Below are 26,423 nucleotides of genomic sequence, written 5' to 3'. Positions count from 1 at the left end.
GCCGGTCATGCCGACTGGTCGTCAACCAGCAAATATCCCAACTCAGCGGTGCAGTGCCGTGGGAAGCCTCGCCGTTAACGGCGAGGAGGAGGTCACATACACGCCCGCGAGAGCACCCGGATCACTCGCGGTTCCGCGACGGAATCCGGATCAAACCCGCTTCCACGGCGCTTCCTCGAAGTCGACGATCCGTTCGCCGCCGAGCGGTACCCGTGGGCGCGATACTTCCTCGGATGAGGTGTCGTCCGGTCCCTCGGTGAAGTGCGGTTCAGCTTCTCAGTAAGATCCCCTCCGATCTCCCGGTAACGGCGGACTCGGCGACGCGCATCGTTACTCCCCGTCCGCGACGAGGTCCTCGTACCGCGCGCCGGTCTGTTTCAGCGTCTCCGTCGAGTAGAGCCGCTCGTGAGAAAAGGGGAGATGGTCGGCCGCCAGCTCGTCGATCTTCGCGTCGACCGCCTCGGCCTCGCGGCCGTGGATCATGGTGAACAGGTTGTACTCCCACCCCTGCTCCGGGCGGCGCGGCCGGTGGTAACACAGCGTGACGTACGGGAGGCTCCCGACCGCCTCGCCGCGCTCGTCGAGTTCGTCGTCGGGCACGTCCCAGACCACCATGCAGTTGTTCGTGAACCCGGTGACGACGTGGTTGACGACACAGCCGATCCGCTTGATGCAGCCGTCCGCGAGCAGGCGCTCGACCGCCGCGAGCACGTCGTCGAGGGGAGCACCGATCTGGCTCGCCACGTCGGCGTAGGGGGTCGCCGACAGCGGGAAGCCGTCCTGGATCGCCAAGAGGAGGTCGGCGTCGAGCGGGGTGAGATCGCCGCGGGCGTCCTCGGAGATGCGGGTGGCGGAGACGTCGGTGTGGTCCGACGCTCGCGGGTCGCTTCGCTCCCCGCTCGCGGAGTCCGAGGCGCTTCGCGCCTCGCCCGATTCCCTCGCGAACCGGTCGCCGTTGACGACGGGGAACTCCAGATCGATGTAGTAGTCCGTGAGCATCGGGAGGGCCAGCACCTCGCAGCCGGTCCGCTCCTCGATCTCCGCGAGGATCGCGTCGCGCGTCTCCCGCGAGCCCGCGGTGACGACGAACCACTGGTTCCACTCGTGGTCGCGCCGGTAGTTGTGGTTCACCTGCCGATACCCGTTGATGATCTCGGCGATTTCGTCGAAGCGGTCCTCGGGCGTGCGCACCGCAGCGAGCGTCGAGGAGCCGATGACCGGTGGGTTGAGAACCGCCCCGAAGCGCCGGAACACGCCGCGCTCGCGGAGGTCGCGGACGCGGTCGAGGACCGCATCGCCGTCGATGTCGATTCCCGTCTCGGCCGCGATCTCGCGGGCGACCCGCTCGAAGGGGCGCGGCTCGACGGGGAAGCCGCTCTGGGACTCGTCGATGAGGGCCGCGTCGACCGCGTCGAGGTCGGCCCGCCAGTCGGCGTCCAGACTCATTGTGCCGAGTAGGAGTCGCGCCTACGTACCGGTTTCGGAGGCGACTCGGTTCTCGTCCCCGCTGACGCGCCCCTTCCCAGCGTTCGGGAGTCGAGCGGGAGACTTTTCGTTCGAGGTCCCGAACGAGGCGTATGGCTCAGGCGACCCAAGAGTTCGGCGACTGGCCCCTCAAACGGCTGATGACCGAGGTCTGCGGCTCCGGCCACAAGTCGGCCGACGACCTGACGCGCGCGCAGGCGACCGAGGCGTTCGAGCGCATCCTCGCGGACGAGCCCGATCCGACGACGCTCGGGGCGTTCTGGCTCGCGAACCGCTGGAAGCGGAACGTCCCCGAGGAGCTGGGCGCGTACGTCGACGTGATGTGCGAGCGCGTCGAGTACGCCGAGCCCGACGCCGACCCCGTCGACTGCGGCGCGAACTACGACGGGAAGGGACGCTCCGCGATCCTCGGCGTCGCGGCCGGGGCGGTCGCGGCCGCGGCCGGCACCCCCGTCGTCGTCCACTCCGGCGACCGGGTCCCGACGCAGAAGCAGGACGCGTACAAGCACGTCTTAGACGAGCTGGGCGTCCACACCGAGCTGACGCCCGCCGACTCCGCCGACATGGTCGACGAGACCGGCTTCGGCTTCTACTACCAGCCCGCCTTCAACCCCGCCATCGACGACCTGTTCGATCGCCGGGACATGATGGGGGTCCGGACGTTCGTCAACACGATCGAGACGTTGGCGAACCCCGCGGGGGCGTCGGTCCACCTCGGGTCCTTCTACCATCTCGCGTTTGCGAAGAAGGTGGTCGACACGTTCGTGGAAAGCGAGTTCCACGACCTCGACCGCGTCCTCATGTTTCAGGGGATGGAGGGGTACGACGACGTGCGCCCCGGCTACACCACGGTCGCCGAGTGGGACGCGGCCGGCGGGAGCGGCGGCGAGGCGGACCCCGACGAGGCCGGCAGCGAGGGCGCCTCCTTCACCGACTTCGAGATCGAGACCGCGGAGTACGGGATGGACCTCGAAGAGGCGGACCTCGCGGTCGACGACGTCGCGGCCGAGTCGGCCGACATCACCGAAGCGGTGCTCGCCGGCGAGCGCGACGGCCCCTTCGCCGACGCGGTCGCGGTCAACGCCGCGCTCCGGATCTACGCCGGCGGCGACGTCGACTCGATCGAGGAGGGCCTCGACGTGGCCCGTGCGGTCATCGACGACGGCTCCGCGCACGACGTCCTCGAAGCGCTCCGCGAGTTCTGAGCCCGCCCGACGCGTCGTTCCGTCGTTTTTCTCCCACGCCGCTCCCGATCACCGCCGTCTCCTGTAACCGCTTCTCCCCCGTTCTCGTCGCCTCCATCCCCCGATCTGGGTCGAATTTGGGAACGAATTCGGAAAGCCGTCTTCAGGCCGTAGCACCAAGCGAATACGCACCGACCATGATCCACGATACCGACTCCCACCATGCCGACGTGTGAACACTGCGAGGCGCACGTCTCCGAGCGGTTCGCCCGGGTGTTCTCGGACGCCCGCGGCCGGATACACGCGTGTCCGAACTGCTCGGCGAACGCCGGGATCGCGGAGGTCGCGAAGGAGCGCGCGCAAAACGCCTGAGGCCCGCTGACCGTCCCTTTTCGGCCCTTCCCGCGTTCCGCCCGCCCCTTCCCCGACGATCACCGGCCCTAGCGCTCGGGCGCGGGCGGCATCGCGCGCTTGTGAGCGCTGCGCTCGTGGAGCTCGACCACGCGGTCGACGGCCTCCGCCGGCACGTCGAGCTCGCGGACCGTCGCCGCCCGCGAGAGCGTCCCGTCGACGTGGACCGCCAAGACCGCGTCGACGGTGTCGTAGTCGAGCCCCATCTCCGCGGCGTCGGTCTGGCCCTCCCACATGCCCGCGGTCGGCTCCTGCATCACCAGATCGCGGGGGACGCCGACGTGCGCGGCCAGCTGGCGCACCTGCTGTTTGTACAGGTTCCCGATGGGGTTGCAGTCGACCGCCTGATCGCCGTACTTCGTGAAGTAGCCCGTCATCGCCTCCGCGCGGTTCCCGGTCCCCAGCACGACACGGTCCTCCGCGTTGGCGACGAAGTAGTTCAGCACCGCACGGGTCCGGACGTAGACGTTGCCCGCCGCCGTGCGGTCGTCGGCGGCCTCGGGGACGGCGTCGAAAAAGGACTCCGCGATCGGCTGGATCTCGACCACGTCGTACTCGATCCCGAGGTCGTGGGCGACGCGCTCGGCGTCGCTCATCACGTCCGGGTCGTTCACCTCGGCGGGCATCGTGATCCCGTGGAGCGCGTCCTCGCCGAGCGCCTCGACGGCGAGGTGGGCGGTCAGCGTCGAGTCGATCCCGCCGGACAGCCCGAGGACGGCGCCCTCGGCGCCCGCGTCGTCGACGAGGTCGGCGATAAAGGAGACGATCCGCTCGCGGGCGTTCTCCAGCTCCGCGTCCGAGAGGCGGAGGTCGAGCGGGGGGTCGTCCGACAGCAACACCGACTGGTCCGAGGTCCGGCTCATGGGCGGAGTCTGGGACCGAGGCGACTAATACCTCCCCGTCGGTGCGGGGAACTGGACGCGCGTCGGGTTCTACAGAGGCTCTCCGCTCCGGCTTACAGGAGCCCCTCCGCTTCGGCCAACAGCAACCCCTCCAGCGTCGCGTCGTTCGTCGGCGGCTCCCGGGCGACCGCCAGCGCCTCGTCGATCGGGACCGTCCGCGGGACGAGGAACTCGTTGCTGTCGTGGTCGACGTCGACCGGCTCCAACCCCTCGGCGAACACGTAGCCGCGCGTGTGGCGCAACACGCCCGTCGAGCACCACACCTCCTGGAGCAGCGAGGTCGAGGACGGCGCGAAGCCGGTCTCTTCGGCGAGCTCGCGCGCCCCCGCCTCGGTGTACGACTCGCCGGGCTCGACGATCCCCGCGGGCAGCTCCAGCTGGGTGTTCCGCACGGTGGGGCGGTACTGCTCGACGAACAGCACGCGGTCGTCGGCGACCGCGACCACGACCGTCGCGGGCGACAGCTCCGCCCAGTAGTACTTCTTCTCCGTCCCGTCGGGCTGTTCGACGCGGTCGTACCCGCCGACGAACCACCCCTCGTCGTACTCGACGACGACCTCCCGGACCGGCCACTCCGGCTCGCCGGGCAGCGAGTGGTTCCGCCCGTCGTCGAACGCCGGCAGGTCGCTGAGGTCGTCGCTCACGGCCGTACCACCTCCACGTGGTAGACCCGCCCGTCGCGGCGGACGCGCACCCCGTCGTCAGCCGCGGCCTCCGGCACCTGTTGGGTGAGCGCGTCAACCTCGTCGAACGGGGTGTGGGTGAACCACTTCTTCACCCCGTACGGACCGGTCTGGTACCCCTCGGAGCGCCCGTCGTTGCTCGCGAGCGCGCCCGTGAGGAACGGGTACCGCCGGTCCGAGACGTTGTTCACGCCGGCCGCGGTCTCGTTCGTCTCGATCGGCTCGGCGGTGAGGTAGTAGGGGTCGCCGCTCCCGAGGTAGCTCGGAAGCGCCCCCAACGCGAGCAGGGCGACGACGACCAAAGCGATGGCAATGAGAAGGTTCCGGGTGACCCGGCGCATGGTCGCCGTTGGCGCCGGCCGGGAATACCGGTTTCGACCGCGGCGGTCGCCGTCTCCGTCGTCACGTCCCGCCCCCGCCGCCGCCGACGCGCTTTACTCGCCCGCGCCCCTCCCTCCCCCATGGAGTTCCGGTTCGAGCTGGCGCTGTGCGCCGCGCTCGAATCCCCGAACCGCGTCGTCGCACGCCAGCTCGGGGCCGGGATCGAGAACCCCGGCGGCCGGATCGTCGACGTCTGCGTGCTGACGCCCGGCCCGGAGTTCGACCGCCGCGCGGCGATCGCGCCCGACCGAATTCCGGACCCCGCGATCGAGGCAGCGGTCGGCCCCGGTGAGGCGGTCCCGCTCACCGAGGCGTTCGACCTCCCCCCCGACCGCGCCGAGGCGGTCGCCGAGCGCGCGGCCGCGGTCGGCTACCTCGAACGCGAGCGCCGCGACGGGCGCCCGGTCGTGCGCGCGACCGCCCGGTACCCCGACGACTGGGCGGGCTCGCTGACCGCGATCGAGAACAAGCCGGATCTGGGCACACCCGGCGATCTGGCGGCCCAACTGCGGTACGACGCCGCGCTCGGACTGTTCGACGAGGTCGTGCTCGCGACCGCCTCCTACGTCACCCGCGCGCACCTCAACCGGATTCCCGAGGCGGTCGGCGTCTGGCGGTTCGATCCCGGCACGGGCGAGCGCGAGGTCGTCCGGGAACCGACCGCTCTCGACCCCGACGCGTCCGGCGTCGAGATCCGCGAGGAGCGCGCGCTCCGGACCGACGTGGCGCTCGTCGATCCCGCCGCGAAGGCGCGGAAGCGCCGCCGGATCGCCGAACGCGCCTACGGGAAGGGATGGCGCCCGGACCCCCCGCCCTGCGCTCACGCGACGACGACCGGCGACGGGCGCCCGTACTGCGAGCGGTTCGACCGCGTGGTCGACCCCGGGCGCGACTGCGGCGCGGCCTGCGACGCGCGCGAGTCCGCCGATCTCCCCGCGACCGACCGGGAGGGCCTCCGCGACGACCGGACCGCGTGGGTGGCCGACCCCGCCGGCGACGGCCCGCGCCGCCAGTCCGGGCTCTCGCGGTTCCTGTGATCGCCGCCGTTCCGCGTGGCAACGCTTTATACGCCGACGGCGGAACGTATAGGCATGGACGACATCGACGACGTGTTCGTCGCGCGGTTGATGACGGGCGAACTGCACACGGTGACGCCGGACACGCTGGTCGAGGACGCGGCGGCCGTGCTGCTCGACAACGACATCAGCTCGGCGCTGGTCGTCGACGACAGCGGCGCCCTCGTCGGCATCCTCACCACGACCGACTTCGTCGATATCGTCGCGAAGAGCCAGCCGAAGGCCGAGACGACCGTCGAACGGTACATGAGCCGGGACCCGATCACGGCGAGCGCGCAGGACTCCGTCGCGGCGGTCGCAGCGACGATGGTCGAACACGGAATCCACCACGTCCCCGTCGTCGACGGCGACGAACCGATCGGGATCATCACCACCTCCGACTTCGCCGCGTACGTCTCCTCGCCGGAGGAGACGCCGTAGCCGCCGTCGCCGCCGTCGCCGCCGTCGCCGTGGCCCGCCCCGGCGTTCCGGAGCGCGGCTGCACCGCGTCCCCGACCCCGACAAGTGCCGCCCCTTTCTGTGGGGTATTACGCGCGGATCGCGTACCGCGATCCATGTCGGATCACCTGCATTTCAACCTCTTCACCATGGCCTCGGTCGAGCACGTCTCGCCCGGGTCGTGGACCTACCCCGGCGACCGGTCGCCGGAGTACACCGACCGCGAGTACTGGACCGAGGTCGCGCGCACCGCCGAGCGCGGCGGGTTCGACGCGGTGTTTTTCGCCGACGTGCGCGGGATCTACGACGTGTACGGCGACGACCGCGAGACGGCCGTCGAGAAGGCGGTCCAGACGCCCGCGAGCGACCCGCAGCTGGTCGTCCCCGCGATGGCGGAGGTCACCGACGACCTCGGCTTCGCCGTGACGCGCTCGACGACCTACACGCACCCCTACCAGCTCGCGCGGGAGTTCTCCACGCTCGATCACCTCACCGACGGGCGGGTCGCGCTCAACGTCGTCACCTCCTATCTGGAGTCGGCCGCCGAGAACCTCGGCCTCGACGAGCGGATGGACAAGGGGACGCGCTACGACCGCGCGGACGAGTTCCTCGACGTCTGTTACGAGCTCTGGGAGGAGTCGTGGGACGACGACGCCGTCGAGATCGACCGCGAGGCGGGCCGGTACACCGACCCGGAGAAGGTCTCGGCGATCGACCACGAGGGCGAGCACTTCTCGGTGCCCGGTCCCCACGGCTGCGAGCCCTCGCCGCAGCGCACGCCCGTGATCTATCAGGCGGGCTCGTCCGACCGCGGGCGGGAGTTCGCGGCCGCGAACGCCGAGGGCGTCTTCGCCAGCCAGCCCACCGAGGAAGGCGTCCGCGAGTACATGACGGACGTGCAGTCGCGCGCGGCGGACCACGGGCGCGACCCCGAAAGCCTCAACTTCTTCATCGGCGTCGTGCCGATCGTCGGCGAGACGGAGGCGGCCGCGGAGGCGAAACACGAGGCGTACAAAGAGCACGTCGACGTCGAGGCGACGCTCGCGCTCCTCTCCGGGTTCCTCGACATGGACCTGTCGGCGCTCGACCCCGACCAGAAGGTCGAACACATCGAGACCGACGCGATCCAGGGGACGATGAACGCGTTCACGAAGGCCCAGCCGGACCGCGAGTGGACCGTCCGCGAGGTCGCCGAGTTCTGCGGACTCGGCACCACCTCCCCGAAGATCGTCGGCACCCCCGAACAGATCGTCGACGAGCTGGCGTACTGGCACGAGGAGGTCGGCGTCCACGGCTTCAACGTGAAGGAGGTCGTCCGCCCCGACTCGCTCACCGACTTCGTCGACCTCGTCGTCCCCGAACTGCGCGAGCGCGGGCTCGTTCCGGACCCGGACGACGCGGGGGACTCGCCGCGCGGCGACGGGACCCTCCGCGAGCGACTCCTCGGGACGGGCCAGTCCACGCTCCGCGACGACCACCCGGCGAGGCAGTGACCGAGGGCGGTTCCGCCCCGGTGTTGTGAAGATCTCGTCGATTCCTAATACGACAGGCCTGCCGCCCCCGGCACGCTTAAGTGGATTCCCCCGCTTGTTTCAGGTGACGCTTCGCTTGGAGGGCCGAAGCGTCAGCGGGGACCTACTGAACGACACGCCCGTGCCACCTTTTCCCGGCACGGGCGTGCCGTTCGTTCCTTTGACTGCCCGAGAGCGACCGGTTTCTCTCGACGCACACGTCTCGACCAGCGCGGGTGCGCTCGCTCCACGCGCCTCGCCGAACGCGGATGCTCGCTCCACGCGCCTCGCCGAACGCGGATGCTCGCTCCACGCGCCTCGCCGAACGCGGATGCTCGCTCCACGCGCCTCGCCGACACGCCCAAGAGCCCCGGCGTCGACCGCCTCGTATGCCGCTCTTACAGTTCTCGACGACGCTGTCGCTCTCGCCGAGCCAGCGCGAGTCGTTCGCCGCGTTCGTCACCGGCCGGTACGTCGAGGAGATGGAGACGGCCGCCGGACACGTCGCGGTGACGATATCGGAGCTGGACCCTTCGGCGATGACCCTCGGCCGCGCCGTCGACGGACCCCTGCTGTTCCTCGACGCCGAGATCCGCGAGGGCCGGCCGTTCGAGTACAAGCGCGCCTTCGCGCTCACCGTGATGGAGCGCGCGGTCGCGGAGCTCGGCGTCCCGGAGCCGAACGCGAAGGTCGTGTTCACCGAGCACGCGGGCGAGGACATGATGGGGATCGACCGGGTGGGCGGCGACTGGGCCGGCGAGTGACGGCCGGCGACGTGGCTTCGCGGGATCGCTGACCGCGGCAGAAACCGCCGCGATCCCGGTCGCCCCTTCTCGTCTAGAGCCGCTCGCCCTGATACGATCCCTCGTAGGTCCCCTCGTGGTCGGCGGCCGCGAGCACCAGCTGGGCGATCCGCGCGCCCGGCTCGATTTCGATCGCGTGGCCCACGTCGAGGCGCCCCTCGCCGACGCCCTCGTAGCCCGCGTCCCAGACCGCGGTGTCGAGGGTACAGGAGTTGCGCAGCAGCGTCGACCGCGGGAGCACGAACCCGATCCGCTCGCTCGGAATCCGCACCGGCTCGCCGTACCGGACCACGTACGTCCCGGGGTCCAGTCGATACGCCCCGTCGTCGATCGGTACCGCCTCGCGCTCGCCGACGCGCTTCCCGTCGCGGCCGATCCGTCCGGGCGTCGTCTGCTCGAAGATCTCGCCCACCGTGAGATCGACGCCGTTCGGCTGTCGCTGCGCGTCGTCGAGGTCGGCGTCGCCCGCTTCGAGCGCCGCCGCGACCGTCGCTCCCGAGTCGAACATGCACGACCGATTCCGCGGGCGAGACTAAACGATGTCGCCCGCGATCGCGGCGCCGATCGCTCCGATCGCGGGTTTCACTCAAACCCCCGATTTCGGCGAATATGGGCCTTTATCGGCCTTATACTCTCGTAACGCCTATTCCTCACACGGGGAATGGTATCACGACGGTCCTCCGGCAACGTTCGCTGTCACCGCCGATCTAACACGGTCGATCTTGCAGAAAACTCGCGGGTTTTATATCCACGGGAGAGCCATCTTAACGTGATATGGGACAGACGATTACGAAGAAGATCCTCGATGACCATCTCGTCGAGGGCGAGCTGACGCCCGGCGAGGAGATCGGCATCGAGATCGACCAGGTGCTGACGCAGGACACCACGGGGACGATGGTGTGGCTCCAGTTCGAGGCGCTGGATCTGGACGAGATCCAGACGGAGCTGGCCGCGCAGTACTGCGACCACCAGACGTATCAGTTCGACTTCAAAAACACCGACGACCACCGCTTCCTCCGCTCCGCGGCCGGCACGTTCGGCGCGTACTTCTCCCGGCCCGGCAACGGGATCTGCCACCAGGTCCACAAGGAGAACTTCGCGGCGCCCGGCAAGACGCTGCTCGGCTCCGACTCGCACACGCCGACCCCCGGCGGGCTCGGCCAGCTCGCGATCGGCGCCGGCGGCCTCGACATCGCCGTCGCGATGGGCGGCGGCCCCTACTACGTCGAGATGCCGGAGGTCGTCAACGTCCACCTCGAAGGCGAGCTTCCCGAGTGGGCGACCGCCAAGGACGTGGCGCTCCACCTGCTCGGCGAGCTGACCGTCAAGGGCGGCGTCGGCAAGATCTTCGAGTACACCGGCCCCGGTGCAGAGAAGCTCACGATCCCCGAGCGGACCACGATCACGAACCTCGGCACCGAGCTCGGCGCCACCTCCTCGATCTTCGCGACCGACGAGAAGACAAAGGACTGGCTCGCGCGCCAGGACCGCGAGGAGATGTACGTCGACCTCCAGCCCGACGACGACGCGGAGTACGCGGAGACGATCGAGGTCGACCTGAACGAGCTCGAACCGCTCGTGGCCGCCCCCTCGATGCCCGACAACGTCGCCCCCGTCAGCGAGTACGAGGGCACCGACGTCGAGCAGGTCATCGTCGGCTCCTGTACCAACGGCGCCTACGAGGACATCCTCCCCAGCGCGAAGATGCTGGAGGGCCGCGAGGTCACCAAGAGCACCGAGATGATCGTCGCGCCCGGCTCCAAGCAGGCCTCCGAGATGCTGGCCCGCGAGGGCTGGACCGCGGAGATGATGGCGGCCGGCGTCAACTTCTCCGAGGCGACGTGTGGCGCGTGTATCGGTATCGGTCACGTGCCCGCCTCCGACTCCGTCTCGCTGCGCACCTTCAACCGCAACTTCGAGGGTCGCTCCGGCATCGAGGACGACTCCGTCTTCCTCTGCTCGCCCGAGGTCGCCACCGCGGCGGCCATCACCGGTGAGATCGTCGACCCGCGCGACCTCGCGGACGACCTCGGCGACCTCGAAGCGCCCGGCCTGGAGATGGGGACGAAGTACGGCCCCGGGATGGGGCAGGACGACTCCGACATCATCTCGCCGGACGAGGCGATCGACGACGGTCTCGTCAAGGGCCCGAACATCGGCGACGTGCCGCTCAAAGACGGGATCGACGTGGACGGCGGTGAGGCGCTCCTCAAGATGAAGGACAACATCACCACCGACCACATCATCCCGGCGACGGCGGACATCCTGAAGTTCCGCTCCAACATCGAGAAGCTCTCCGAGTTCACGCTCTCGCGCGTCGACGACACGTTTGCGCAACGCGCCCTCGACGCCGACGGCGGCGTCCTCGTGGCCGGCGAGAACTACGGACAGGGCTCCTCGCGTGAGCACGCGGCCCTCTGTCCGATGTACCTCGGCATCGAGGCCGTATTCGCCCAGAGCTTCGCCCGCATCCACAAGGCGAACCTGTTCAACTTCGGTATCGTCCCGCTCGCGATCGACGCGGAGACGTACGAGAAGATCGACCAGGGCGACGACCTCGAAATCGTCGACGACGTGCCCGCGGGCGTCCGCTCCGGGCAGGAGGAGTTCACCGTCAGCGTCAACGGCGAGTGGGAGTTCACCGCCGGCCTCGACGCCTCCGAGCGCGAGCGCGACATCCTCGCGGCGGGCGGCAAGCTCTCGTGGGTCAAACAGCAGCACCAGAGCGGCTCCGGCGCGGCGCCGGCCGACGACTGAGCGCGCTGTCCCGCGAGCGACGCGAGATCCCGACGTCCGGTTTTCCAATTTTTCTCGTCCGACCCTGAGCGGTGGCCCTGCGGACCGGCGGAGCGCTGCCGACCTCGACGTGACCGATAGCGGGAGTGAGCGCTGCAGGTCGTCGGTAGCAAGACTGTCGACTGCCAGCCGAAAACATATGCCGACCCCTCGCGTACCCTCGTACGATGCTGCTCGTCCTCTGCGTCGACCTCGACGACGACCTCGGCCGGAAGACGGGGATTCCCACCCCGGTCATCGGCGCCGACGAGGTCACCGAGGCCGCGGTCGCGCTCGCGACCGCGGACCCGGAGGATTCCGACGTGAACGTCCTCTTTCAGGGCGTCAACATCTACGACGAGCTGGCGGCGGGCGGCGAGGCGGTCGAGGTCGCGGCGGTCACCGGCGTCGACGCCTCAGACGTGAAGGCGAACCGCGCGGTGGGTCAGGAGGTCGACCGCGTGCTCGCGGAGCTGTCGACCGGCGAGGAAGTCTCGGCGGTCGTCATCACCGACGGCGCGCAGGACGAGTCGGTGCTCCCGGTGATCCGGTCCCGGATGCCGATCGACGGGATGCGCCGGGTGGTCGTGCGACAGGCGCAGGACCTCGAGTCGCTCTACTACACGATCAAGCAGGTGCTCGCGGACCCGGAGACCCGCGGTACGATCTTGGTGCCGCTCGGCGTGCTCCTCCTGATCTACCCGCTCGTCGTCGTCGCCAACCTGTTCGACATCGCGGGCGCGGCCGTCCTCGGAATTCTCTCCGGGATCGTCGGGCTCTACTCGCTGTTCCGCGGGCTCGGGCTCGAAGACACGATCGACGGCGCGGCTGCGTCCGTCCGCAACGTGCTCTACACCGGGCGGGTGACGCTCGTCACCTACGTCGTCGCGCTCGCGCTGATCGTCGTCGGCGGGGTGCAGGGGATGGAGACGGTCGAGGTCGTCCGCGGCGTCCGCGGCGGTGGCGTCACCGTCGGCGTCGCACTCGCGGCGTTCGTCCACGGGTTCGTCCAGTGGCTCGCGGTCGCCGGGGTCACCTCCAGCCTCGGCCAGATCACCGACGAGTACCTCGCGGGGCGGTTCCGGTGGCGGCACCTCAACGCGCCGTTTTACGTGCTCTCGATCGCGGTCGTGCTGTACGCCGTCTCCGGGTTCTTCCTGCCGGCGGCTCCCGGCGTCACGTCGCTCGGGCTCTCCGACCTCGCGATGGCGCTCGCGGCCGGGACGCTCACCGCCGTGTTGAGCACGCTCGCGTTCGCGGTCGCGGAGTCGCAGCTCCCGTCGGCGGACCCGGCTTAGAAAACACTCGGCCGCTCGGCTCCCGACCTGGTCACCGCGGCGGCCACTGTCGCTCGGTCACCGCGGCGTCCACTCCTCGCAGGCGTCCATGTCGTCCATCAGCTCGTCGTGGTGGCCGCAGTACGGCTGCATTCCCTCCTCCGTCCGGACGTAGTCGAACTGCGCGCAGTTCCCGCAGTACGTGTCGCCCGGCCCGTCGCGCGCCTCGGGCGAGACGCCGGGGGTGACCGGGCGGTCCGGTCCGGACGGGCCGCCCGGATCGGTCCCGCCGTCCCCGTCGAGCGGGGACCGGATGTCGGTCCCGGTCGCGCCGCCGTCGCTCACGCCGGCGGAGCCCGTTCCCGGCGCCCGCACACCGCCGGACGACTGCGATCCGCCGGCCGATCGCGGTTCGGCGGCGGACTCGGCCCCGGCGGAATCCGGTCCGGCGCCGCTCGCAGCCCGCCGGTTCGTCTGCGTCTCCACGTCGCCGTCGGGGGTGCCGCCGAGCAGGCCGACGCCGCCGCCGCGGTTGAGATCGGCGCGGTCGACCTCGATCACCTTCGTCTCGCCCTTGTGGGTCACCTCCATCGTGACGGTGCCGCCGGGGTCGTTTCGGGTCTTGAAGTTGGCGACGCCGACGAACACGCTCCACAGCGTCGTCGCGGCGCCGACGAAGTACAGCCCCGCGGTCGGCAGCGTGAGGTCCGTGAGCTCGGGGCGCGGGCCGCCGACCCACTGCTGGGGGTACGCGTACGCGAACAGCGCGACGCCGAGGCACATCACGGCCGCCCCGACGATCGCCGCGACGCGGGTGTTGCGGTCCGCCGGGAGGACGGTCATCACGCCGAGCAACACGAGGGGGACGCCCACGCCGCCGAGCACGCCGCCGAGCCGCCGCGCCGCGCCGGAGCCGTAGCCGCTCGGGAGGACGACCTCCGCGGCCACGAGGATTCCGGCGACGAGAAGCAGCGTTCCGGCGACGAACGAGCCCACGCCCAAGTACAATCTGCGTGGATCGACCTCGGAGCGCCCCCGACCGCCGTACGCCTCCGAGAGACTGGTCATACGCGGCCTACGTCGTCCTCCCTGAAAACAGTATGTCAGACGTTCGCCCGCGGCGGGGGACGCGAGGGGGACGGTTCCGGATTCGGACCGGCCCCGACTCAGATCAGCGCGTCCACGTCGACGTGGGCGCCGAGCAGCTCCGCCATCCGGTCGACGGTGCGGGCGTCCCGAGTCCGACCGCCGCGGACGACCTCCTCGGCGCGGTCGATCGCGGTGACTGTGTCGGTGTTCACCGCGAGGACGGGCGTGCCGGCGTCGGCCGCCTTCCCGAGCACGGCGCCCGAGGGGCGGTGCCCCCCGGTGAGCACGAGACACGCGACGCCGGAGGCGTCGAGCGCCGCGGTCTGGACGTCGGCGCGGTCGCCGCCGGTGATGACGGCGGCGTCGCGGGCGCGCCGGAAGTAGCGGAGCGCCTCGTCGCCGCCCATCGCGCCCACGAGGAAGCGCTCGACGAACGCGTCGGTGGGCGCGTCGGTGAGCAGTTCGGCGCCGAGCTCGTCGGCGAGCTCGCCGACCGTGACGCCGGCGAGCTCCTTCTCGTGGGGGATCGCGCCGAAGACGGTGATCCCCCTCGACTCGAGGAACGGGATGCCGTCCTGATCGAGCGACTCGAAGGCGTCGTCGGACACCTTGTTGAACACGACGCCGGCGAGCCGGTCGCCGAACGCGTCGGCGGCCGCCAGCACCTCGTCGAGGTCGTTCGGCGAGCTGTACTCGGCGACGAGGACGACGCGCGCGTCGAACAGTTCCGCGACGTCGACATCGGTGAGGTCGACGACGCCGCCGGTGGTCCAGCGCCCGCCCCCCTCGACGAACATGTGGTCGCGGTCGGCCGCCAGCTCCTCGTACTCCTCGCGGAGCCGGTCGCGGAGCGCGTCCGGGTCCTCGGTGCCGCGGATCGCTCCCTCGACGAACGTCGGCGAGTAGACGACGGGCTCCATCTGGTGCATCTCGGCGTCGAGGCCGAGCACCTCGCGGGCGAGCATGGGGTCCTGATCGAGCGTCTTGCCGACGTTCGACTGGAGCCGGGTCCCCTTCGGCTTCATGTAGCCGACGCTGCGGTCGCGGTCGGCGGCGAGCCGCGCGAGGGCGACGGTGATCGCTGTCTTTCCGGCGCTGTCTCCGGTCGCGGTGACGAGTGTGGTGGGTGTGTCAGTCATGGGTCGAGTTCCTCCGGGTCAACCGTAAGTCTCACGTCGACGGCGGCGGCGTTCGTGCCGCCGTCGGCGTCGGGCAGTGCGACGAGCGGGTTGATGTCGAATTCGAGGACGGCGGGGAAATCGGTGACCAGCTGCGAGAGTCGGCCGATCGTCTCGATCACGGCGTCGACGTCGACCGGGTCGCGGCCGCGGGCGCCGCGCAGCAGCGGCGCCGACTGGATCTCCTCGGTCATCTCGCGGGCCTCCGGCTCGGAGACGGGCGCGACGCGGAAGGTGGTGTCCTCCATCACCTCCACGAAGATGCCGCCGAGCCCGAACATCAGCAGCGGGCCGAACTGCGGGTCGCGGTTCATGCCGACGATCGTCTCGACGCCGTCGTCGAGATCGACCATCTCCTGGACCTGTACGCCGAGGACGGTCGCGTCCGGCTGGTAGCTGCGCGCGCGGGTTATCAGGTCCTCGTAGGTGTCCGCCACCTCGCCGTCCTCGACCCCGACGGCGACGCCGCCGATGTCGGACTTGTGGAGGATGTCGGGCGAGACGATCTTCATCACCACGTCGCCGTCGATCTCGGCGGCGACTTCCGCGGCGCGCTCGGGCGTGTCGACGATCTCGCCGGCGGGCGTGGGGATGCCGTACGCGTCGAGCAGTTCCATCGCCTCGACGCCGAGGCGGTTGTCGTCGCGGTCGCGGACCGTGCCGAGGATCTCGGCGGCGCGCTCGCGGTCGACGTCGAACGACATCGGGTCGGCGTACTCGCGCGCCTTGATGTCGCGGTACCGCGCCAGCGTCGCGAGGCTCTCGATCCCGCGGGCGGGGTCGAAGTAACAGGGGATCCCCTTCGCTTGGAGCTGCTGTTTCGGCTCGCGGGTCCGGTCGCCGCCCATCAGGCAGGCGGCGACGGGCGCGTCCATCTCGTCGCTCACGTCGCTGATCGCGTCCGCGAGCTCGTCGAAGTCGATGGTGGCGGTCGGCGCGGCCAACACCAAGGCGGCCCCGACGTTGTCGTCGGCGACGGTGATCTCCAGCGCCTCGCGGAACCGCTCCACGTCGGCGTCGCCGATCACGTCGACCGGGTTGTGGATGTTCGCCTCCGCCGGCATCGACTCGGCCAGCCGATCGGTCGTCTCTCCGGTGAACGACGCCATGTCGAGGTCGGCGTCGCCGACCGCGTCGGTCGCCATCACGCCGGGGCCGCCGGCGTTGGTGACGATCGCGACGCTGTCGGTATCGGGGAGCGGCTGGCTCCCGAGGATACCGGCCGAATCGAACAGCTCGTCGACCGACTCGGCGCGGATGACGCCCGCCTGATCGAGGCCGGCCTCGTACGCCTTGTCGGAACCGGCGAGCGTGCCGGTGTGCGAGGAGGCTGCCTGCGCGCCCGCGCTCGTCCGGCCGGACTTCACGGCGACGATCGGGGTGTCTTGGGTCGTCTCGCGGGCCGTGTCGATGAACTCCCGACCGTCCTCGATCCCTTCGAGGTAGCCGATGATCACGTCGGTCTCCTCGTCGTCCCCCCAGTGGCCGACGAAGTCGGTCTCGTCCAAGACCGCCTTGTTGCCCAGCGAGACCACGTCCTTGAAGCCGATTCCGTTGTCGTTGGCCCAGTCGAGGACCGCGGTGACGAACGCGCCGGACTGGCTCATGAAGGAGAGCCCGCCCGGGAGCGCGTTCTCCGGGCCGAACGTCGCGTTCATGCCCGAGGGCGTCGACATGATCCCCAGGCTGTTGGGGCCGACGAGGTTCAGGTCGTGCTCGTCGGCTATCTCCGCGAGGCGCCGCTCCCTCGCCGCCCCGTCCTCTCCCGTCTCGCCGAATCCGGCGGTGATCACGACGACGTTCTCGACGCCCGCCTCGCCGCACGCCTCGATCGCGTCCAACACGATCGACGGCGGCACGACGACCACGGCGACGTCGACGTCGGCGTCGGCCACCTCGTCGACGCAGGGCGTGCCGAGCACCTCGTCGTAGTTCGGGTTGACGGGAACCGTGCCGCCGTCGAAGTCGTCGAGCAGATTCGACGTGACGGCGCGTCCGACGGCCCCCTCTCGGGCGGTCGCGCCGACGACGGCGACCCGGTCCGGGTCGAACATCTCGTTGAGCGTACCCATCGGTACGTGGATACACGCACTGGCGGTTTAAGATCGATGGGAGCGTTCCCATCTCCTGAATATTAATGAACAATGGGTCGGATCGATCCCCGATCGTTCGAGGACCGACGGGTCGATCTCCCGATCGATCCCTCATTCCGACGCTTTCGGGCCGTCGGGCGATCCCCGATCCGCGTCCGCGTTCGTCCGTTCGGTCCCCTCCGTCTTTCGGCGCTCTCCTCTCACGCCCCTCCGTCCTCTCGCATCCAACCAGCGTCTCGCCCCGGCTCCGGCTCTGGCTCCGAGAGGACGGACCCGTCGGTTCGCATCCGCTCCTTCGATCGCCTGTTCGGAGCGGTCTCCGGGCGGTTCGACCCGTCCGCTTCGCGGGAGTCCTCGACGGCCGCGTCGGCCTTCGCGTTCGGGACGGTGAGCGTCACGACGTTCCCGTCGGGGTGGGTGTCGAAGGTCAGGTCGCCGCCCGACCGGTTCGCGACCCAGTACACGAGCCACAGGCCCATCCCACCGGTGTGACGGAGGTCGTCCATCTCCCACCGGTCGGTGATGACGTACCGCTCCTCGACCGGGATCGGCGGGCAGTTGTCGCGGATCGACACCTCGATCGCCTTGTCGGTCGCGCACACGTCGATCCTGACCCGCGGCGTCGACTCCGCGTGTTCGAGGGCGTTCTCGACAAGCTCCGCGATCGCGTAGTCGATCTCGGGGTGCGTGAACGCCCTCGCGTTCGGCGGATACGAGACCGACACCAGCGGGGACGCCCGGTCGTCCGCTTCCGTCCCCTCGCCTCCCGTCTCTCGTTCTCCCGTCTCTCGTTCTCCCGTCTCTCGTTCTCCCGTCTCCCTACCTTCCGCCTCCTCGCCCGTCGTCCATTCCTCGCGTTCCGCCCCGTTCCCGGTCTCGCGCTCCCGGGGTTCCCCGTCGTCGCCCGGCCCGCGGTAGACGAAGTCGATCTCCTCGTCGCAGTCGTCGTCGACAATTCCCAGCGCCTCCTCGACCACGGGCGCGACCTCGACGGGCCGGGGCGACCCGCGCTGTCGCAGCAGGTCGATCACGCCGCGCTGCTTCTCGGCCGTCGCCAGCAGGTCGGAGGCGATCCGGCGGATCGTCCCCGCGTGCTCCTGCAAGCCCGCGCCGAGTTCGGCGAGCGCGTCGGGGTCGATCCGGTCGCCGCCCTCCGACGCCCCGTCGTCGCCCCACGCCTCCGGGTCGAACGCGTCCGCGGCGGCGACGGCGTCGGCGATGCGCTCCGCGGTCCCGTCGACGATGTTCATGTCGTTGCGGATCGTGTGCCGCAGGAGGTTGTCCATCACGGCGAGCTGTCGCTCGCGGCGGTACTCTTCGGTGACGTCGCGAGCGAACCCGGTGACCGCGACGACCTCGCCGTTCTCGATCACCGGCTCGCCGGGCACGCGGACCCACTTCGTGACCCCGTCGGCGGACCCCAGCCGGTAATCGATCAGCGTCGACTCGCCGTTCGAGAGCCGCTCCATGGCCCGTTCGACGTACGGGCGGTCGTCGGGGTGGACCGCGTCGAGGAAGCCCTGCGGCCGCCGTTCGAGCGCGTCGGGCGACACGCCGAAGATATCCTCGACGGCGTCGTTGACGAACAGCAGTTCGTCCCACTCGGCGGAGAACATCCAGAACACGTCGGACGACACCGACGCGATCGTCTCCAGCCGGCGCTGGGACTCGACCTCCGCCGTGATGTCCCGCGACGTCAACACGTACCCGTCGATCTCAGTCTCCGCGGGCGGATACACCCTCGTCCGGACCCACACCCACCCGCCGTCGGCGGTGCGGTACCGGTACTCCAGCGGCTCGTCCGGTGTCAGGTCCCCGGCGGCGATCCGCGCGAAGGTGTCCCGAATCCGCTCCTCGTCGTCCGGGTGAACGAGTTCGAACGCGTCGGTCCCGACGAGTTCGTCCGGCCGAAACCCGAGCATGTCGACGACGGACGCGTTGAGGTGCCGGTAGATCCCGTTCTCGTCGAGGACAGTGATCTTGTCCCCTGCGAGATCCAGAAGAACCGCGGGATCCGGCGAGTCGGACATATCGTACGGCTTTTCGAGGCGACTGATAAGACTGATCGATCGATTATCACGCGAGAGATCTCCCGGCTACGCGATCAGTCGGCCGAGACGCCGGTGGTGTCGAACGCGGTGCCCACCGGGTCGGCCGCCGAGTCGTCGACGGTCAGGGTGACCCCGCCGTCGCCGAGCTCGATCGTTGCGTCGGTCGCCCCCCGGGTGTACTCCGCCGCGTGGTCGCCGTCGGGGTCGAATCGGACGCCCTCGACCAGCAGGGGGGTCTCGCTGAGTCGTTCGACCTTGCGGTACGCGGTCGAGAGCGCGATGTCGCACGCCTCGGCCAGCTCGCTCGTCGTCATCGCCGTGTCGGCGGCCCCGAGGATCGCCCGGCAGTCGGGGTCGGCGAGCGCGTCGAACGTGTCGTCGAGGGTCTCGTTGCCTTCCGTCGCGGTCGTCGATCCGGTCGCCTGCGGCGCGTTTCGCTTCATGGATGTAGGTAATGGCTCCGTCCCCCCCAACACCGGCCCTGCATATGTGGGGTGTTTTATAAGGACGAGCCGATCGACGGCGGCGACGCGCGAACGGCGTCAACGTTTTGCCCGGCGGCGGACACGGACGGATGCAGATGGGTTCCGGAATCAGGGCGGAGGTCTCGCTCCCGGCGGCGCCACCGTCCCCGTTCGGCGGGGTGGTCGACGGGTCGACGCCGGTCTACAGCGTCGCGCGCAGCTCGTCGGCCACCGACCCGGAGACGGTCGTCCTCGAGTTCATCGCCGACGCGGACCTCCCGGTCCCCGAGGGGGTCGAGGTCGTGTTCGACTACGGCGCCAAGGCCGCGTACCGGTTCGAGGCGCCCTGCGTCGAGGAGTCGCCGTTCGCGGTGCTCGACCGACACGGCGTTCCGGTCTCGGAGACAACCATCCGGGACGGGCGCCTGGTCGTCACCTTCCACGCGACCGACCTGCCGACGCTCCGCTCCGTGCTCGACGGGTTCCAGGAGTCCTGTTCCGACATGGAGGTGTTGCGGCTCCTCCAGTCGTCGTCGACTCCCGAGGAGTCCGACTTGGTCACCGTCGACCGGAGCGAGCTGACGGAGCGCCAGCGCGAGGTCCTCATCGCCGCCTACGACGCCGGCTACTTCGACCATCCGAAAGGGGCCAACGCCGGCGAGGTCGCCGCGTCGCTCGACATCGACCGCTCGACGTTCTCCGAGCACATGGCGGCCGCCCAGCGGAAGCTGCTCTCGGCGCTGCTCGACTAGATCAGGCCTCCGTCCGGCGTTCACCAGCCTTCGAGTCTCCTGATCCGTCAGATTCCTGTGGGTTCGGAATGCGAACCATCCTTCATGTGGATCCGTGTCGTACCCGCAACCATGACGAGCCCACGGACGCACACCTTCGTCTGTCCGGAGTGTCGCCGGTCGATCGAGGTGGACGACGCGATGCGGGCGACCCTGCTCGAAGCGGGCTGTGTCGTCTGCGGCGCCCCGGTCACCGACGGCGATATCGCGGACCCCCAGACCGCGTAGGGGCCTCGCTCTCCGCCGTCCACCCCTCCCCGCCGTCCACCCCTCCCCGCCGTCCACCCCTCCCCGCCGTCCACCCCTCCCCGCCGTCCACCCCTCCCCGCCGTCGCGGCGGGCCTCCGCCGCCGCCGGCCGTCAGCTTCCCCTCGGCCGGTCTCGTGTCCTTTATCCCGTCGTACGCAGAGAGGTAGCGTATGGCGACGAGAAGCGAGGTCGAGATGTCCGACGCGGAGGTCGACGCGCTCCTGTCCCGGCACGAGACCGGGGTGTTGTCGCTCGCGCGAGACGGGACCCCGTACGCGATCCCGATCTCGTACGGGTTCGACGAGGAGTCGCGGAACGCCTTCCTCCGGCTCGTCTCGACGCCCGACAGCGAGAAGCGCGCGTTCCTCGCGTCCGACCCGCAGGCCCGGATCGTGGTGTACGAGGAGGACGGCGAGGGAGACGGAGAGGAGTACGCGAGCGTCGTCGGCGTCGGGACCCTCCGCCGGGTCGACCTCGAGGACCTCACGCCCGAGACAATCGCGCAGTACGGGGAGACCCAGCGCCCCCTGTTCGAGATCTGGGCCGACGGAAAGCCGGAGCTCGACATCGACCTCTACCGGTTCGAACCCGAGCGGCTCACCGGTCGTACCGTCGTCGTCGACCGCGACGAGACGTAGCGTCAGACGAGTGTCTTGGTCAGTTCGATGCTCGGGATCTCGGCCGTGTCAGGTCCCCCCGCATCGGTTTGGCGCCGCCTCGTAGAACCCGAGCGCCCGACCGATGCCCTCCCGGTGTGATCGGGGTCGACAAACGTTGCTGCGAGGGTGTCTTCGTCGAGGTGAACGCTCCCCCAGCCGACGACCGAGCCGCCCTTTTCCGCGACGACGGGGCGATGAGCGTCATCGGCGAACTCGGCGTCAGGGATCGTGTCAGCGTCGGGGTCGGCCGCCGCCAGCCGATCGAGTTGGTCCTCGGCCGCGTCCCCCGTCGACGCCGCTCGAAGTGATACCATTGTGGGGACATACGTCTGTTATTCGAAATAAATCCTTGCCGGGCGCTTCATCCGCGCGGTTCGCCCGCTACTCGTCCGGGTACTTCGGCTCGCGGCGCTCGGCGCGCTCGGTCGCGCGCTCGACGACCTCGCGGACCGTGTCGGGGCCGTCGCTCGCGCGGTAGACGCCGCCGTGGCCGGGGTACATCCCGGAAACCGTGTCGAGCAGCCGGTCGAGAAGAGTGTGCAGGCTCTCGATCAGTTCCTCTCGGGACTGGCCCGCCAAGTCGGTGCGGCCGAACGATCCGTCGTCGAACGCGCCGTCGTTGTAGACGACCACGTCGCCGGAGTAGAGCCGCTCGTCGCCGACCAGAGCGACGTGATCGTCGGCGTGGCCGGGGGTCTCGACGACCTCGCAGGGCTCGTCGCCGACGAGGATCTCGTCGCCGTCGACGATCGCCACGTCGCGCCGCGGGTGCGAGGCGTTCGCGTAGAGGGTCGCGTCGAACCGGTCGAGCACCGCGTCGAGCTGGCCGACGTGATCGTGGTGCTGATGGGTCAACACGACCCGGTCGAGCCCGTCGACGCCTGCCTCGTCGAGCGCGTCGGCGATGACCTCGTCGACGCCCGGCATCGTGCCGGCGTCCACGAGGGTCGGCGCCTCGCCGGGTACGAGGTACGCGTTGCAGGTGAACTCCTCCGCGTCCGCGGTGACGGTGATCGGCTCCATACGCGGACGAAGGGCGCCGAGTGGGTAAAAGCGTGCAGCCCCGCGGAGACGGAGCCGGCGGAACCTCCATCCACGAGCGCCCGGGGATTTATCCGTCGCGGCGTGTTAGTCTCACGCACATATGGGCTTCGGAAGCTACGACGAATCCGAACAGGAGAACCAGGACCTGGATGCGGATTTCGACGACGACGACGGAGTCCGAGCCGCAGAGGAGGTACACGAGGGCTCCGTCGATTACGAGCCCGGCGCGTCGAACGACGAGCTGCTCGACCGGCTCCAGGAGATCAAGTCCGAGGAGACGTAATCGGGTGACGCCGCCGAGCCGGACGCTCGGGATCGCGTTCTCTGACGGCGACCGAACCAGCCGCCTAGCCGGCGCTATCGTCAGAGACGACGGCACCCTCGACGGGCTCGGGTTCGAGGCCTGCACCGTCGGCGGGACCGACGCGACCGACGCCGCGGTCGCGCTCTTCGACCGACTCGGCCGCGAGGACGTGCGCCACGTCGCCGTCGCGGGGGTCGCGCCGGCGTGGTTCAATCTCCTCGACCTGTCGCGGTTGCACGAGACCGTCGACCGACCGGTGTACGCCGTGAGCTACGAGGGGAGCCCCGGACTCGAACCCGCGCTCCGCGAGGCGTTCGACGGCGGCGCGCTCGCGCGGCGGCTCGACACGTATCGGTCCCTCCCGTCCCGAGTCCGGGTGGAACCGGACGAGTCCGATTCGGCCGCGGGCGATCCCTCCGAACCCCTGTTCGTCCGCGCGGTCGGGATCGACGCCGACGAGGCCGCCGCCGCGGTCCGCGGGCTGGTCCGCGAGGGGTTCCGCCGCCCGGAGCCGCTCCGGGCCGCCGCGATCGCGGCGAGCGCTCACCGGGAAGCGACGGAGAGAGCGTAGTCGCCGTCTCGGCGTCGTCGACGCGACGCCCGACCCGCGCCGGGTATATGTGGCTTCGGCGAGAGTCGCCGACATGGGCGACTGCGACGCCATGACGTTCCGCGACCGCGACCGACTCGCCCGGACGCAGGCCCACGAGACGGCCCTCGACTGCCTCGCGGCCGGGATCGAAGCCGCGCTCCCGGAGCGGCTGATCCGGGACGCCGTCTCGGTCCGCGACGGGACCCTCCGGATCGCGGGCGTCGACGGCGCGGTCGGCGAGTACGATCTCGACGCGTACGATCGGGTCGTCCTCCTCGGCGCGGGGAAGGCGACCGCGGGCACGGCCGCGGGAGTCGCCGGCGTGCTCGGTGAGCGCGACCGGGAGATCGACGAGGGGATCGTCGTCACGGACGGCCCTCGGGATGACTCGGACGGGAAAGGTGAGGGCTCGGCGGACGCCCCGTCCACGGCCGCGATCGACGTTCTCCCGGGCGATCACCCCCTGCCGAGCGAACGGGGAGCCGAGAGCGCTCGGCGGGTCCTCGACGCGGCCGAACGCGCCGGCCCCGACGACCTCGTGCTCGCGGTCATCACCGGCGGGGGGAGCGCGCTGCTCGCCGCGCCCGCGGACCCCGTCTCGGTCGACGAGTTCCGCGCGCTCACGTCGGACCTGCTCGCGTCGGGCGCGTCGATCGACGAGGTCAATGCGGTCCGGAAGCACTGCTCGGCGGTGAAGGGCGGGCGGTTGGCGCGCGCAACATTCTCCGCGACGACCGTCACGCTCGCGGTCAGCGACGTGATCGGCGACCCGCTCGACGCGATCGCGAGCGGCCCGACCGTCTCCGACCCCACGACGTACGCCGACGCGCTGGCGGTCCTCGACCGGTACGACCTCGACGTTCCCGGTTCGGTGCGCGAGCGCCTCTCGGCGGGCGTCGACGGGGCGGTGGCCGAGACCCCGACCGCGGACGACCCCGCGTTCGATCGGAGCGCGGCGTTCGTCGTCGGGAACGGGCGGACCGCGCTGGACGCCGCCGCGAGCGCCGCGGCGGACCGGGGGTACGAGCCGCTGGTGCTCTCCGCGAGCGTCCGGGGGGAGGCGCGCGAGGCCGGGACGACTCACGCCGCGATCGCCGAGGAGTGCGTCGCCCGCGGGTCGCCGGTCGAGCCCCCGGCCGTGCTGCTCTCGGGCGGCGAGACGACCGTCACGCTCGCGGACGCCGCGGAGCCGGGGAGGGGCGGCCCGAACGCGGAGTTCGTCGCGAGCGCCAGCCCCGCGCTCGCGGAGGGGCCGCTGGCCGGCGGGAGCGCGGGGGACGACGCGAACGACAGCATTCCCCGAGTCGTCGTCGCGAGCGTCGACACCGACGGGCTCGACGGGCCGACCGACGCCGCCGGAGCTATCGCCGACGCGACGACGCTCGACCCCGACGCCGCCCGAGACGCCCTCGACCGCCACGACGCGTACCCGGTCCTCGACGACGCGGACGCGCTCCTGCGGACCGGGCCGACCGGGACGAACGTCAACGACCTGCGGGCGATCGTCGTGGAAGAGCGGGACGGAGGGTAAGGGAGTACGCCGACTGCTTATAAGGAAAATGCGGTGGCGCGCGCCGCCGAGTGGGCGCCCTTGGCGGCCACGAGGTGCGCGTGCGAGGGACGCCGCGAGCAGAGAGGGACCGGAGGTCCCTCATGCAGCCGGCGCGAAGCGCCGGCGACGAAGCGAGCGGCGAGGCTGGGGAGGTGTGAGGCTGCGGTTGCGGTGCGGGGTGGGGTGGATTCAAAGGGGCAGCCGCGAGGACGAAGGCGCGGGACGCAAGGACCGCACGGAGCGAGCACCGCGAGCGACTGAGGACCGCGGCGACCGCACCGAGTCCTCGCGGCTGGGGCTTTGGCGGTGTTCTCCACGGAGTCACCGATCACGTACAGCCGAGCGGCTGGGGCTTTGGCGGTGTTCTCCACGGAGTCACCGATCACGTACAGCCGAGCAGCTGGGGCTTTGGCGGTGTTCTCCACGGAGTCACCGATCACGTACAGCCGAGCAGCTGGGGCTTTGGCGGTGTTCACCGCAGATCGGCCAATAACAGGCCAATGACTGACACCACCAACGCGATCCAGACACGGCCCAACCGAAACGTCGTCGCAAGGCGGACGGACTTATGTCGACCCCGACCACACCTCGATCCATGACCGAGAACGGGGACGCGATCGATGGTGGACCCGGCGGGAGCCCCGACGATAGCGAGCCCGACGAGAGCGCACTCGACGAAGATCTCCGAGTGCCGTCCTGCGAGCGCTGTCCGGCCCTTGTCGAGTCGCGGAGCCGGATCGTCAACGGCGTCGGCCCGGCCGACGCGGACCTGCTGTTCGTCGGCGAGGGACCGGGCGCGAAGGAGGACGAGCGGGGCGAGCCCTTCGTGGGCCGGTCCGGCGACGTGCTCGACGACGCGCTCCGGGACGCCGGACTCGCGCGGGCGGACGTGCGGATCACCAACTGCGTCCGCTGTCGCCCGCCGGAGAACCGCGACCCGACGGCCGAGGAACTGGCGAACTGCCGCGGACACCTCGACGCCGAGATCGACCGCCTCGATCCGGAGCTGATCGTGACGCTCGGGAAGGTGCCGAGCGAACACCTCCTCGACCGGTCGGTGGCGATCACCGCGGAGTCGGGCGAGATCGTCGACGCGCGGATCGCGGGGGCGTCCCGGCGCGTGCTGCTGTCCGTCCACCCGGCGGCGACGCTGTACGACCGGAGCCAGCGCGACGGGTTCTTCGAAACCATCGCGCGGGCGGGCGAACTGAGCGGGACCGGCGGCGGTGAGTCGGGCGGCCAGTCGCGGCTGGGAGAGTTCTGAAACGAACGGATCGCCGGGAAAAGACGTGCGAACGTCCGTCACAGTAGCTCTGGATACGAAACATAGAAAATAAGTACGTGTTTACCCCGAGGTCTCGACAGCCGGCACAGCGTGAGCCCGTGACATAACCTCATTATTGCTGACGACTCGACGAAGTTCTTCGTATG

Annotated in this window: 27 protein-coding genes; 15 read left to right on the top strand and 12 right to left on the bottom strand. The window is 70.2% G+C overall.

Translation table 11 applies throughout. The features are described 5' to 3' along the window. Positions 1–330 precede the first annotated feature (330 nt). Positions 331–1,446: a siroheme decarboxylase subunit beta gene (ahbB, locus tag ESO89_RS16575; protein ID WP_128906543.1), complete on the bottom strand. Its 1,116-nt coding sequence runs from the start codon at positions 1,444–1,446 to the stop codon at positions 331–333. 131 nt (positions 1,447–1,577) lie between these two features. Here ahbB and ESO89_RS16570 point away from each other — a divergent pair, with 131 nt between their 5' ends. Further along, on the top strand, positions 1,578–2,690 hold the full coding sequence (locus ESO89_RS16570) for an anthranilate phosphoribosyltransferase (protein ID WP_128906542.1): 1,113 nt from the start codon (positions 1,578–1,580) through the stop codon (positions 2,688–2,690). A 201-nt stretch (positions 2,691–2,891) separates the two neighbouring features. Continuing rightward, positions 2,892–3,041, top strand: a complete 150-nt coding sequence (locus ESO89_RS18685) for a DUF7563 family protein (protein WP_008005507.1) — start codon at positions 2,892–2,894, stop codon at positions 3,039–3,041. A 68-nt stretch (positions 3,042–3,109) separates the two neighbouring features. On the opposite strand, the gene ESO89_RS16565 is transcribed toward ESO89_RS18685, so the two are convergent. The 3 genes from ESO89_RS16565 to ESO89_RS16555 all read right to left on the bottom strand — a co-directional run bounded on the left by ESO89_RS16565 (position 3,110) and on the right by ESO89_RS16555 (position 5,006). Continuing rightward, positions 3,110–3,943: an NAD+ synthase gene (locus tag ESO89_RS16565; protein WP_128906541.1), complete on the bottom strand. Its 834-nt coding sequence runs from the start codon at positions 3,941–3,943 to the stop codon at positions 3,110–3,112. A 92-nt stretch (positions 3,944–4,035) separates the two neighbouring features. Continuing rightward, the gene (locus tag ESO89_RS16560; protein ID WP_128906540.1) at positions 4,036–4,626 is read right to left on the bottom strand and encodes an NUDIX hydrolase; all 591 of its coding nucleotides are present in this window, start codon (positions 4,624–4,626) and stop codon (positions 4,036–4,038) included. Then, the gene (locus ESO89_RS16555) at positions 4,623–5,006 is read right to left on the bottom strand and encodes a hypothetical protein (RefSeq protein WP_128906539.1); all 384 of its coding nucleotides are present in this window, start codon (positions 5,004–5,006) and stop codon (positions 4,623–4,625) included. Before ESO89_RS16555 ends, ESO89_RS16560 begins: the two co-directional genes overlap by 4 nt. Positions 5,007–5,126: 120 nt before the next feature. Between ESO89_RS16555 and ESO89_RS16550 the strand changes: the two genes are divergently transcribed. The 4 genes from ESO89_RS16550 to ESO89_RS16535 all read left to right on the top strand — a co-directional run bounded on the left by ESO89_RS16550 (position 5,127) and on the right by ESO89_RS16535 (position 8,835). Then, the gene (locus ESO89_RS16550; protein ID WP_128906538.1) at positions 5,127–6,083 is read left to right on the top strand and encodes a DUF5787 family protein; all 957 of its coding nucleotides are present in this window, start codon (positions 5,127–5,129) and stop codon (positions 6,081–6,083) included. Between the two features lie 54 nt (positions 6,084–6,137). Continuing rightward, the gene (locus ESO89_RS16545; RefSeq protein ID WP_128906537.1) at positions 6,138–6,542 is read left to right on the top strand and encodes a CBS domain-containing protein; all 405 of its coding nucleotides are present in this window, start codon (positions 6,138–6,140) and stop codon (positions 6,540–6,542) included. A gap of 134 nt (positions 6,543–6,676) precedes the next feature. After that, positions 6,677–8,053: an LLM class flavin-dependent oxidoreductase gene (locus ESO89_RS16540; protein WP_128906536.1), complete on the top strand. Its 1,377-nt coding sequence runs from the start codon at positions 6,677–6,679 to the stop codon at positions 8,051–8,053. Positions 8,054–8,460: 407 nt separating this feature from the next. Next, entirely contained in the window at positions 8,461–8,835 is a 375-nt protein-coding gene (locus tag ESO89_RS16535) for a tautomerase family protein (RefSeq protein ID WP_128906535.1), read from the top strand. A gap of 73 nt (positions 8,836–8,908) precedes the next feature. On the opposite strand, the gene ESO89_RS16530 is transcribed toward ESO89_RS16535, so the two are convergent. After that, positions 8,909–9,382 (bottom strand): deoxyuridine 5'-triphosphate nucleotidohydrolase, encoded by a 474-nt coding sequence (locus ESO89_RS16530; protein WP_128906534.1) that lies wholly within the window; start codon positions 9,380–9,382, stop codon positions 8,909–8,911. A 266-nt stretch (positions 9,383–9,648) separates the two neighbouring features. On the opposite strand from ESO89_RS16530, the gene ESO89_RS16525 reads away from it, so the two are divergent. Both ESO89_RS16525 and ESO89_RS16520 read left to right on the top strand, forming a co-directional pair. After that, positions 9,649–11,631, top strand: a complete 1,983-nt coding sequence (locus tag ESO89_RS16525; protein ID WP_128906533.1) for an aconitate hydratase — start codon at positions 9,649–9,651, stop codon at positions 11,629–11,631. 206 nt (positions 11,632–11,837) lie between these two features. Next, positions 11,838–12,947 carry a DUF373 family protein gene (locus tag ESO89_RS16520; RefSeq protein WP_128906532.1) on the top strand — a complete coding sequence of 370 codons (1,110 nt, stop codon included), beginning with the start codon at positions 11,838–11,840 and terminating at the stop codon, positions 12,945–12,947. Positions 12,948–13,004: 57 nt separating this feature from the next. On the opposite strand, the gene ESO89_RS16515 is transcribed toward ESO89_RS16520, so the two are convergent. From ESO89_RS16515 to ESO89_RS16495, 5 genes are all read right to left on the bottom strand, one after another. Further along, positions 13,005–13,994 (bottom strand): DUF7139 domain-containing protein, encoded by a 990-nt coding sequence (locus tag ESO89_RS16515; protein WP_128906531.1) that lies wholly within the window; start codon positions 13,992–13,994, stop codon positions 13,005–13,007. A 98-nt stretch (positions 13,995–14,092) separates the two neighbouring features. Beyond that, the gene (locus tag ESO89_RS16510) at positions 14,093–15,154 is read right to left on the bottom strand and encodes a phosphotransacetylase family protein (RefSeq protein WP_128906530.1); all 1,062 of its coding nucleotides are present in this window, start codon (positions 15,152–15,154) and stop codon (positions 14,093–14,095) included. After that, positions 15,151–17,265: an acetate--CoA ligase family protein gene (locus ESO89_RS16505; RefSeq protein ID WP_128906529.1), complete on the bottom strand. Its 2,115-nt coding sequence runs from the start codon at positions 17,263–17,265 to the stop codon at positions 15,151–15,153. The genes ESO89_RS16510 and ESO89_RS16505 overlap by 4 nt, the downstream gene beginning before the upstream one ends. A gap of 221 nt (positions 17,266–17,486) precedes the next feature. After that, positions 17,487–19,316: a PAS domain-containing protein gene (locus tag ESO89_RS16500; protein WP_128906528.1), complete on the bottom strand. Its 1,830-nt coding sequence runs from the start codon at positions 19,314–19,316 to the stop codon at positions 17,487–17,489. 74 nt (positions 19,317–19,390) lie between these two features. After that, positions 19,391–19,780 carry a winged helix-turn-helix domain-containing protein gene (locus ESO89_RS16495; protein ID WP_128906527.1) on the bottom strand — a complete coding sequence of 130 codons (390 nt, stop codon included), beginning with the start codon at positions 19,778–19,780 and terminating at the stop codon, positions 19,391–19,393. A gap of 137 nt (positions 19,781–19,917) precedes the next feature. On the opposite strand from ESO89_RS16495, the gene ESO89_RS16490 reads away from it, so the two are divergent. From ESO89_RS16490 to ESO89_RS16485, 3 genes are all read left to right on the top strand, one after another. Beyond that, positions 19,918–20,553 carry a helix-turn-helix domain-containing protein gene (locus ESO89_RS16490; RefSeq protein ID WP_128906526.1) on the top strand — a complete coding sequence of 212 codons (636 nt, stop codon included), beginning with the start codon at positions 19,918–19,920 and terminating at the stop codon, positions 20,551–20,553. Between the two features lie 111 nt (positions 20,554–20,664). Next, positions 20,665–20,820 (top strand): DUF7560 family zinc ribbon protein, encoded by a 156-nt coding sequence (locus ESO89_RS18680; RefSeq protein ID WP_164932825.1) that lies wholly within the window; start codon positions 20,665–20,667, stop codon positions 20,818–20,820. A gap of 191 nt (positions 20,821–21,011) precedes the next feature. Continuing rightward, positions 21,012–21,479, top strand: coding sequence for a pyridoxamine 5'-phosphate oxidase family protein (locus tag ESO89_RS16485; protein WP_128906525.1), 468 nt, complete (start codon positions 21,012–21,014; stop codon positions 21,477–21,479). A 2-nt stretch (positions 21,480–21,481) separates the two neighbouring features. Here the strand turns inward: ESO89_RS16485 and ESO89_RS16480 are convergent, their stop codons facing one another. Then, the gene (locus ESO89_RS16480; protein ID WP_128906524.1) at positions 21,482–21,814 is read right to left on the bottom strand and encodes a GNAT family N-acetyltransferase; all 333 of its coding nucleotides are present in this window, start codon (positions 21,812–21,814) and stop codon (positions 21,482–21,484) included. Positions 21,815–21,881: 67 nt separating this feature from the next. Further along, positions 21,882–22,523, bottom strand: a complete 642-nt coding sequence (locus ESO89_RS16475; protein ID WP_128906523.1) for an MBL fold metallo-hydrolase — start codon at positions 22,521–22,523, stop codon at positions 21,882–21,884. 121 nt (positions 22,524–22,644) lie between these two features. Here ESO89_RS16475 and ESO89_RS16470 point away from each other — a divergent pair, with 121 nt between their 5' ends. The 4 genes from ESO89_RS16470 (at position 22,645) to ESO89_RS16450 (ending at position 26,256) form a co-directional block, all read left to right on the top strand. Continuing rightward, a complete protein-coding gene (locus ESO89_RS16470) occupies positions 22,645–22,827 on the top strand; it encodes a DUF5786 family protein (RefSeq protein ID WP_004049114.1) in 183 nt (60 codons plus the stop codon). A gap of 4 nt (positions 22,828–22,831) precedes the next feature. After that, positions 22,832–23,419 carry an endonuclease dU gene (locus ESO89_RS16465; protein ID WP_128906522.1) on the top strand — a complete coding sequence of 196 codons (588 nt, stop codon included), beginning with the start codon at positions 22,832–22,834 and terminating at the stop codon, positions 23,417–23,419. 73 nt (positions 23,420–23,492) lie between these two features. Continuing rightward, the gene (locus tag ESO89_RS16460; RefSeq protein ID WP_128906521.1) at positions 23,493–24,971 is read left to right on the top strand and encodes a glycerate kinase type-2 family protein; all 1,479 of its coding nucleotides are present in this window, start codon (positions 23,493–23,495) and stop codon (positions 24,969–24,971) included. A 616-nt stretch (positions 24,972–25,587) separates the two neighbouring features. Beyond that, entirely contained in the window at positions 25,588–26,256 is a 669-nt protein-coding gene (locus ESO89_RS16450; protein WP_241686277.1) for a uracil-DNA glycosylase, read from the top strand. Positions 26,257–26,423: the final 167 nt, after the last annotated feature.

The organism is Halorubrum amylolyticum (assembly GCF_004114995.1).
GTDB classification, from domain to species: domain Archaea; phylum Halobacteriota; class Halobacteria; order Halobacteriales; family Haloferacaceae; genus Halorubrum; species Halorubrum amylolyticum.
The sequence above is the reverse complement of the archived record's forward strand: the minus strand, read 5'-3'. Positions and strand labels throughout refer to the sequence as shown.

Coding starts and splice junctions, on each gene's coding strand:
- ahbB (WP_128906543.1), bottom strand. CDS start 1,446: ATGAGTCTGGACGCCGACTGGCGGGCCGACCTCGACGCGGTCGACGCG.
- ESO89_RS16570 (WP_128906542.1), top strand. CDS start 1,578: ATGGCTCAGGCGACCCAAGAGTTCGGCGACTGGCCCCTCAAACGGCTG.
- ESO89_RS18685 (WP_008005507.1), top strand. CDS start 2,892: ATGCCGACGTGTGAACACTGCGAGGCGCACGTCTCCGAGCGGTTCGCC.
- ESO89_RS16565 (WP_128906541.1), bottom strand. CDS start 3,943: ATGAGCCGGACCTCGGACCAGTCGGTGTTGCTGTCGGACGACCCCCCG.
- ESO89_RS16555 (WP_128906539.1), bottom strand. CDS start 5,006: ATGCGCCGGGTCACCCGGAACCTTCTCATTGCCATCGCTTTGGTCGTC.
- ESO89_RS16550 (WP_128906538.1), top strand. CDS start 5,127: ATGGAGTTCCGGTTCGAGCTGGCGCTGTGCGCCGCGCTCGAATCCCCG.
- ESO89_RS16545 (WP_128906537.1), top strand. CDS start 6,138: ATGGACGACATCGACGACGTGTTCGTCGCGCGGTTGATGACGGGCGAA.
- ESO89_RS16540 (WP_128906536.1), top strand. CDS start 6,677: ATGTCGGATCACCTGCATTTCAACCTCTTCACCATGGCCTCGGTCGAG.
- ESO89_RS16535 (WP_128906535.1), top strand. CDS start 8,461: ATGCCGCTCTTACAGTTCTCGACGACGCTGTCGCTCTCGCCGAGCCAG.
- ESO89_RS16530 (WP_128906534.1), bottom strand. CDS start 9,382: ATGTTCGACTCGGGAGCGACGGTCGCGGCGGCGCTCGAAGCGGGCGAC.
- ESO89_RS16525 (WP_128906533.1), top strand. CDS start 9,649: ATGGGACAGACGATTACGAAGAAGATCCTCGATGACCATCTCGTCGAG.
- ESO89_RS16520 (WP_128906532.1), top strand. CDS start 11,838: ATGCTGCTCGTCCTCTGCGTCGACCTCGACGACGACCTCGGCCGGAAG.
- ESO89_RS16515 (WP_128906531.1), bottom strand. CDS start 13,994: ATGACCAGTCTCTCGGAGGCGTACGGCGGTCGGGGGCGCTCCGAGGTC.
- ESO89_RS16510 (WP_128906530.1), bottom strand. CDS start 15,154: ATGACTGACACACCCACCACACTCGTCACCGCGACCGGAGACAGCGCC.
- ESO89_RS16505 (WP_128906529.1), bottom strand. CDS start 17,265: ATGGGTACGCTCAACGAGATGTTCGACCCGGACCGGGTCGCCGTCGTC.
- ESO89_RS16500 (WP_128906528.1), bottom strand. CDS start 19,316: ATGTCCGACTCGCCGGATCCCGCGGTTCTTCTGGATCTCGCAGGGGAC.
- ESO89_RS16495 (WP_128906527.1), bottom strand. CDS start 19,780: ATGAAGCGAAACGCGCCGCAGGCGACCGGATCGACGACCGCGACGGAA.
- ESO89_RS16490 (WP_128906526.1), top strand. CDS start 19,918: ATGGGTTCCGGAATCAGGGCGGAGGTCTCGCTCCCGGCGGCGCCACCG.
- ESO89_RS18680 (WP_164932825.1), top strand. CDS start 20,665: ATGACGAGCCCACGGACGCACACCTTCGTCTGTCCGGAGTGTCGCCGG.
- ESO89_RS16485 (WP_128906525.1), top strand. CDS start 21,012: ATGGCGACGAGAAGCGAGGTCGAGATGTCCGACGCGGAGGTCGACGCG.
- ESO89_RS16480 (WP_128906524.1), bottom strand. CDS start 21,814: ATGGTATCACTTCGAGCGGCGTCGACGGGGGACGCGGCCGAGGACCAA.
- ESO89_RS16475 (WP_128906523.1), bottom strand. CDS start 22,523: ATGGAGCCGATCACCGTCACCGCGGACGCGGAGGAGTTCACCTGCAAC.
- ESO89_RS16470 (WP_004049114.1), top strand. CDS start 22,645: ATGGGCTTCGGAAGCTACGACGAATCCGAACAGGAGAACCAGGACCTG.
- ESO89_RS16460 (WP_128906521.1), top strand. CDS start 23,493: ATGGGCGACTGCGACGCCATGACGTTCCGCGACCGCGACCGACTCGCC.
- ESO89_RS16450 (WP_241686277.1), top strand. CDS start 25,588: ATGACCGAGAACGGGGACGCGATCGATGGTGGACCCGGCGGGAGCCCC.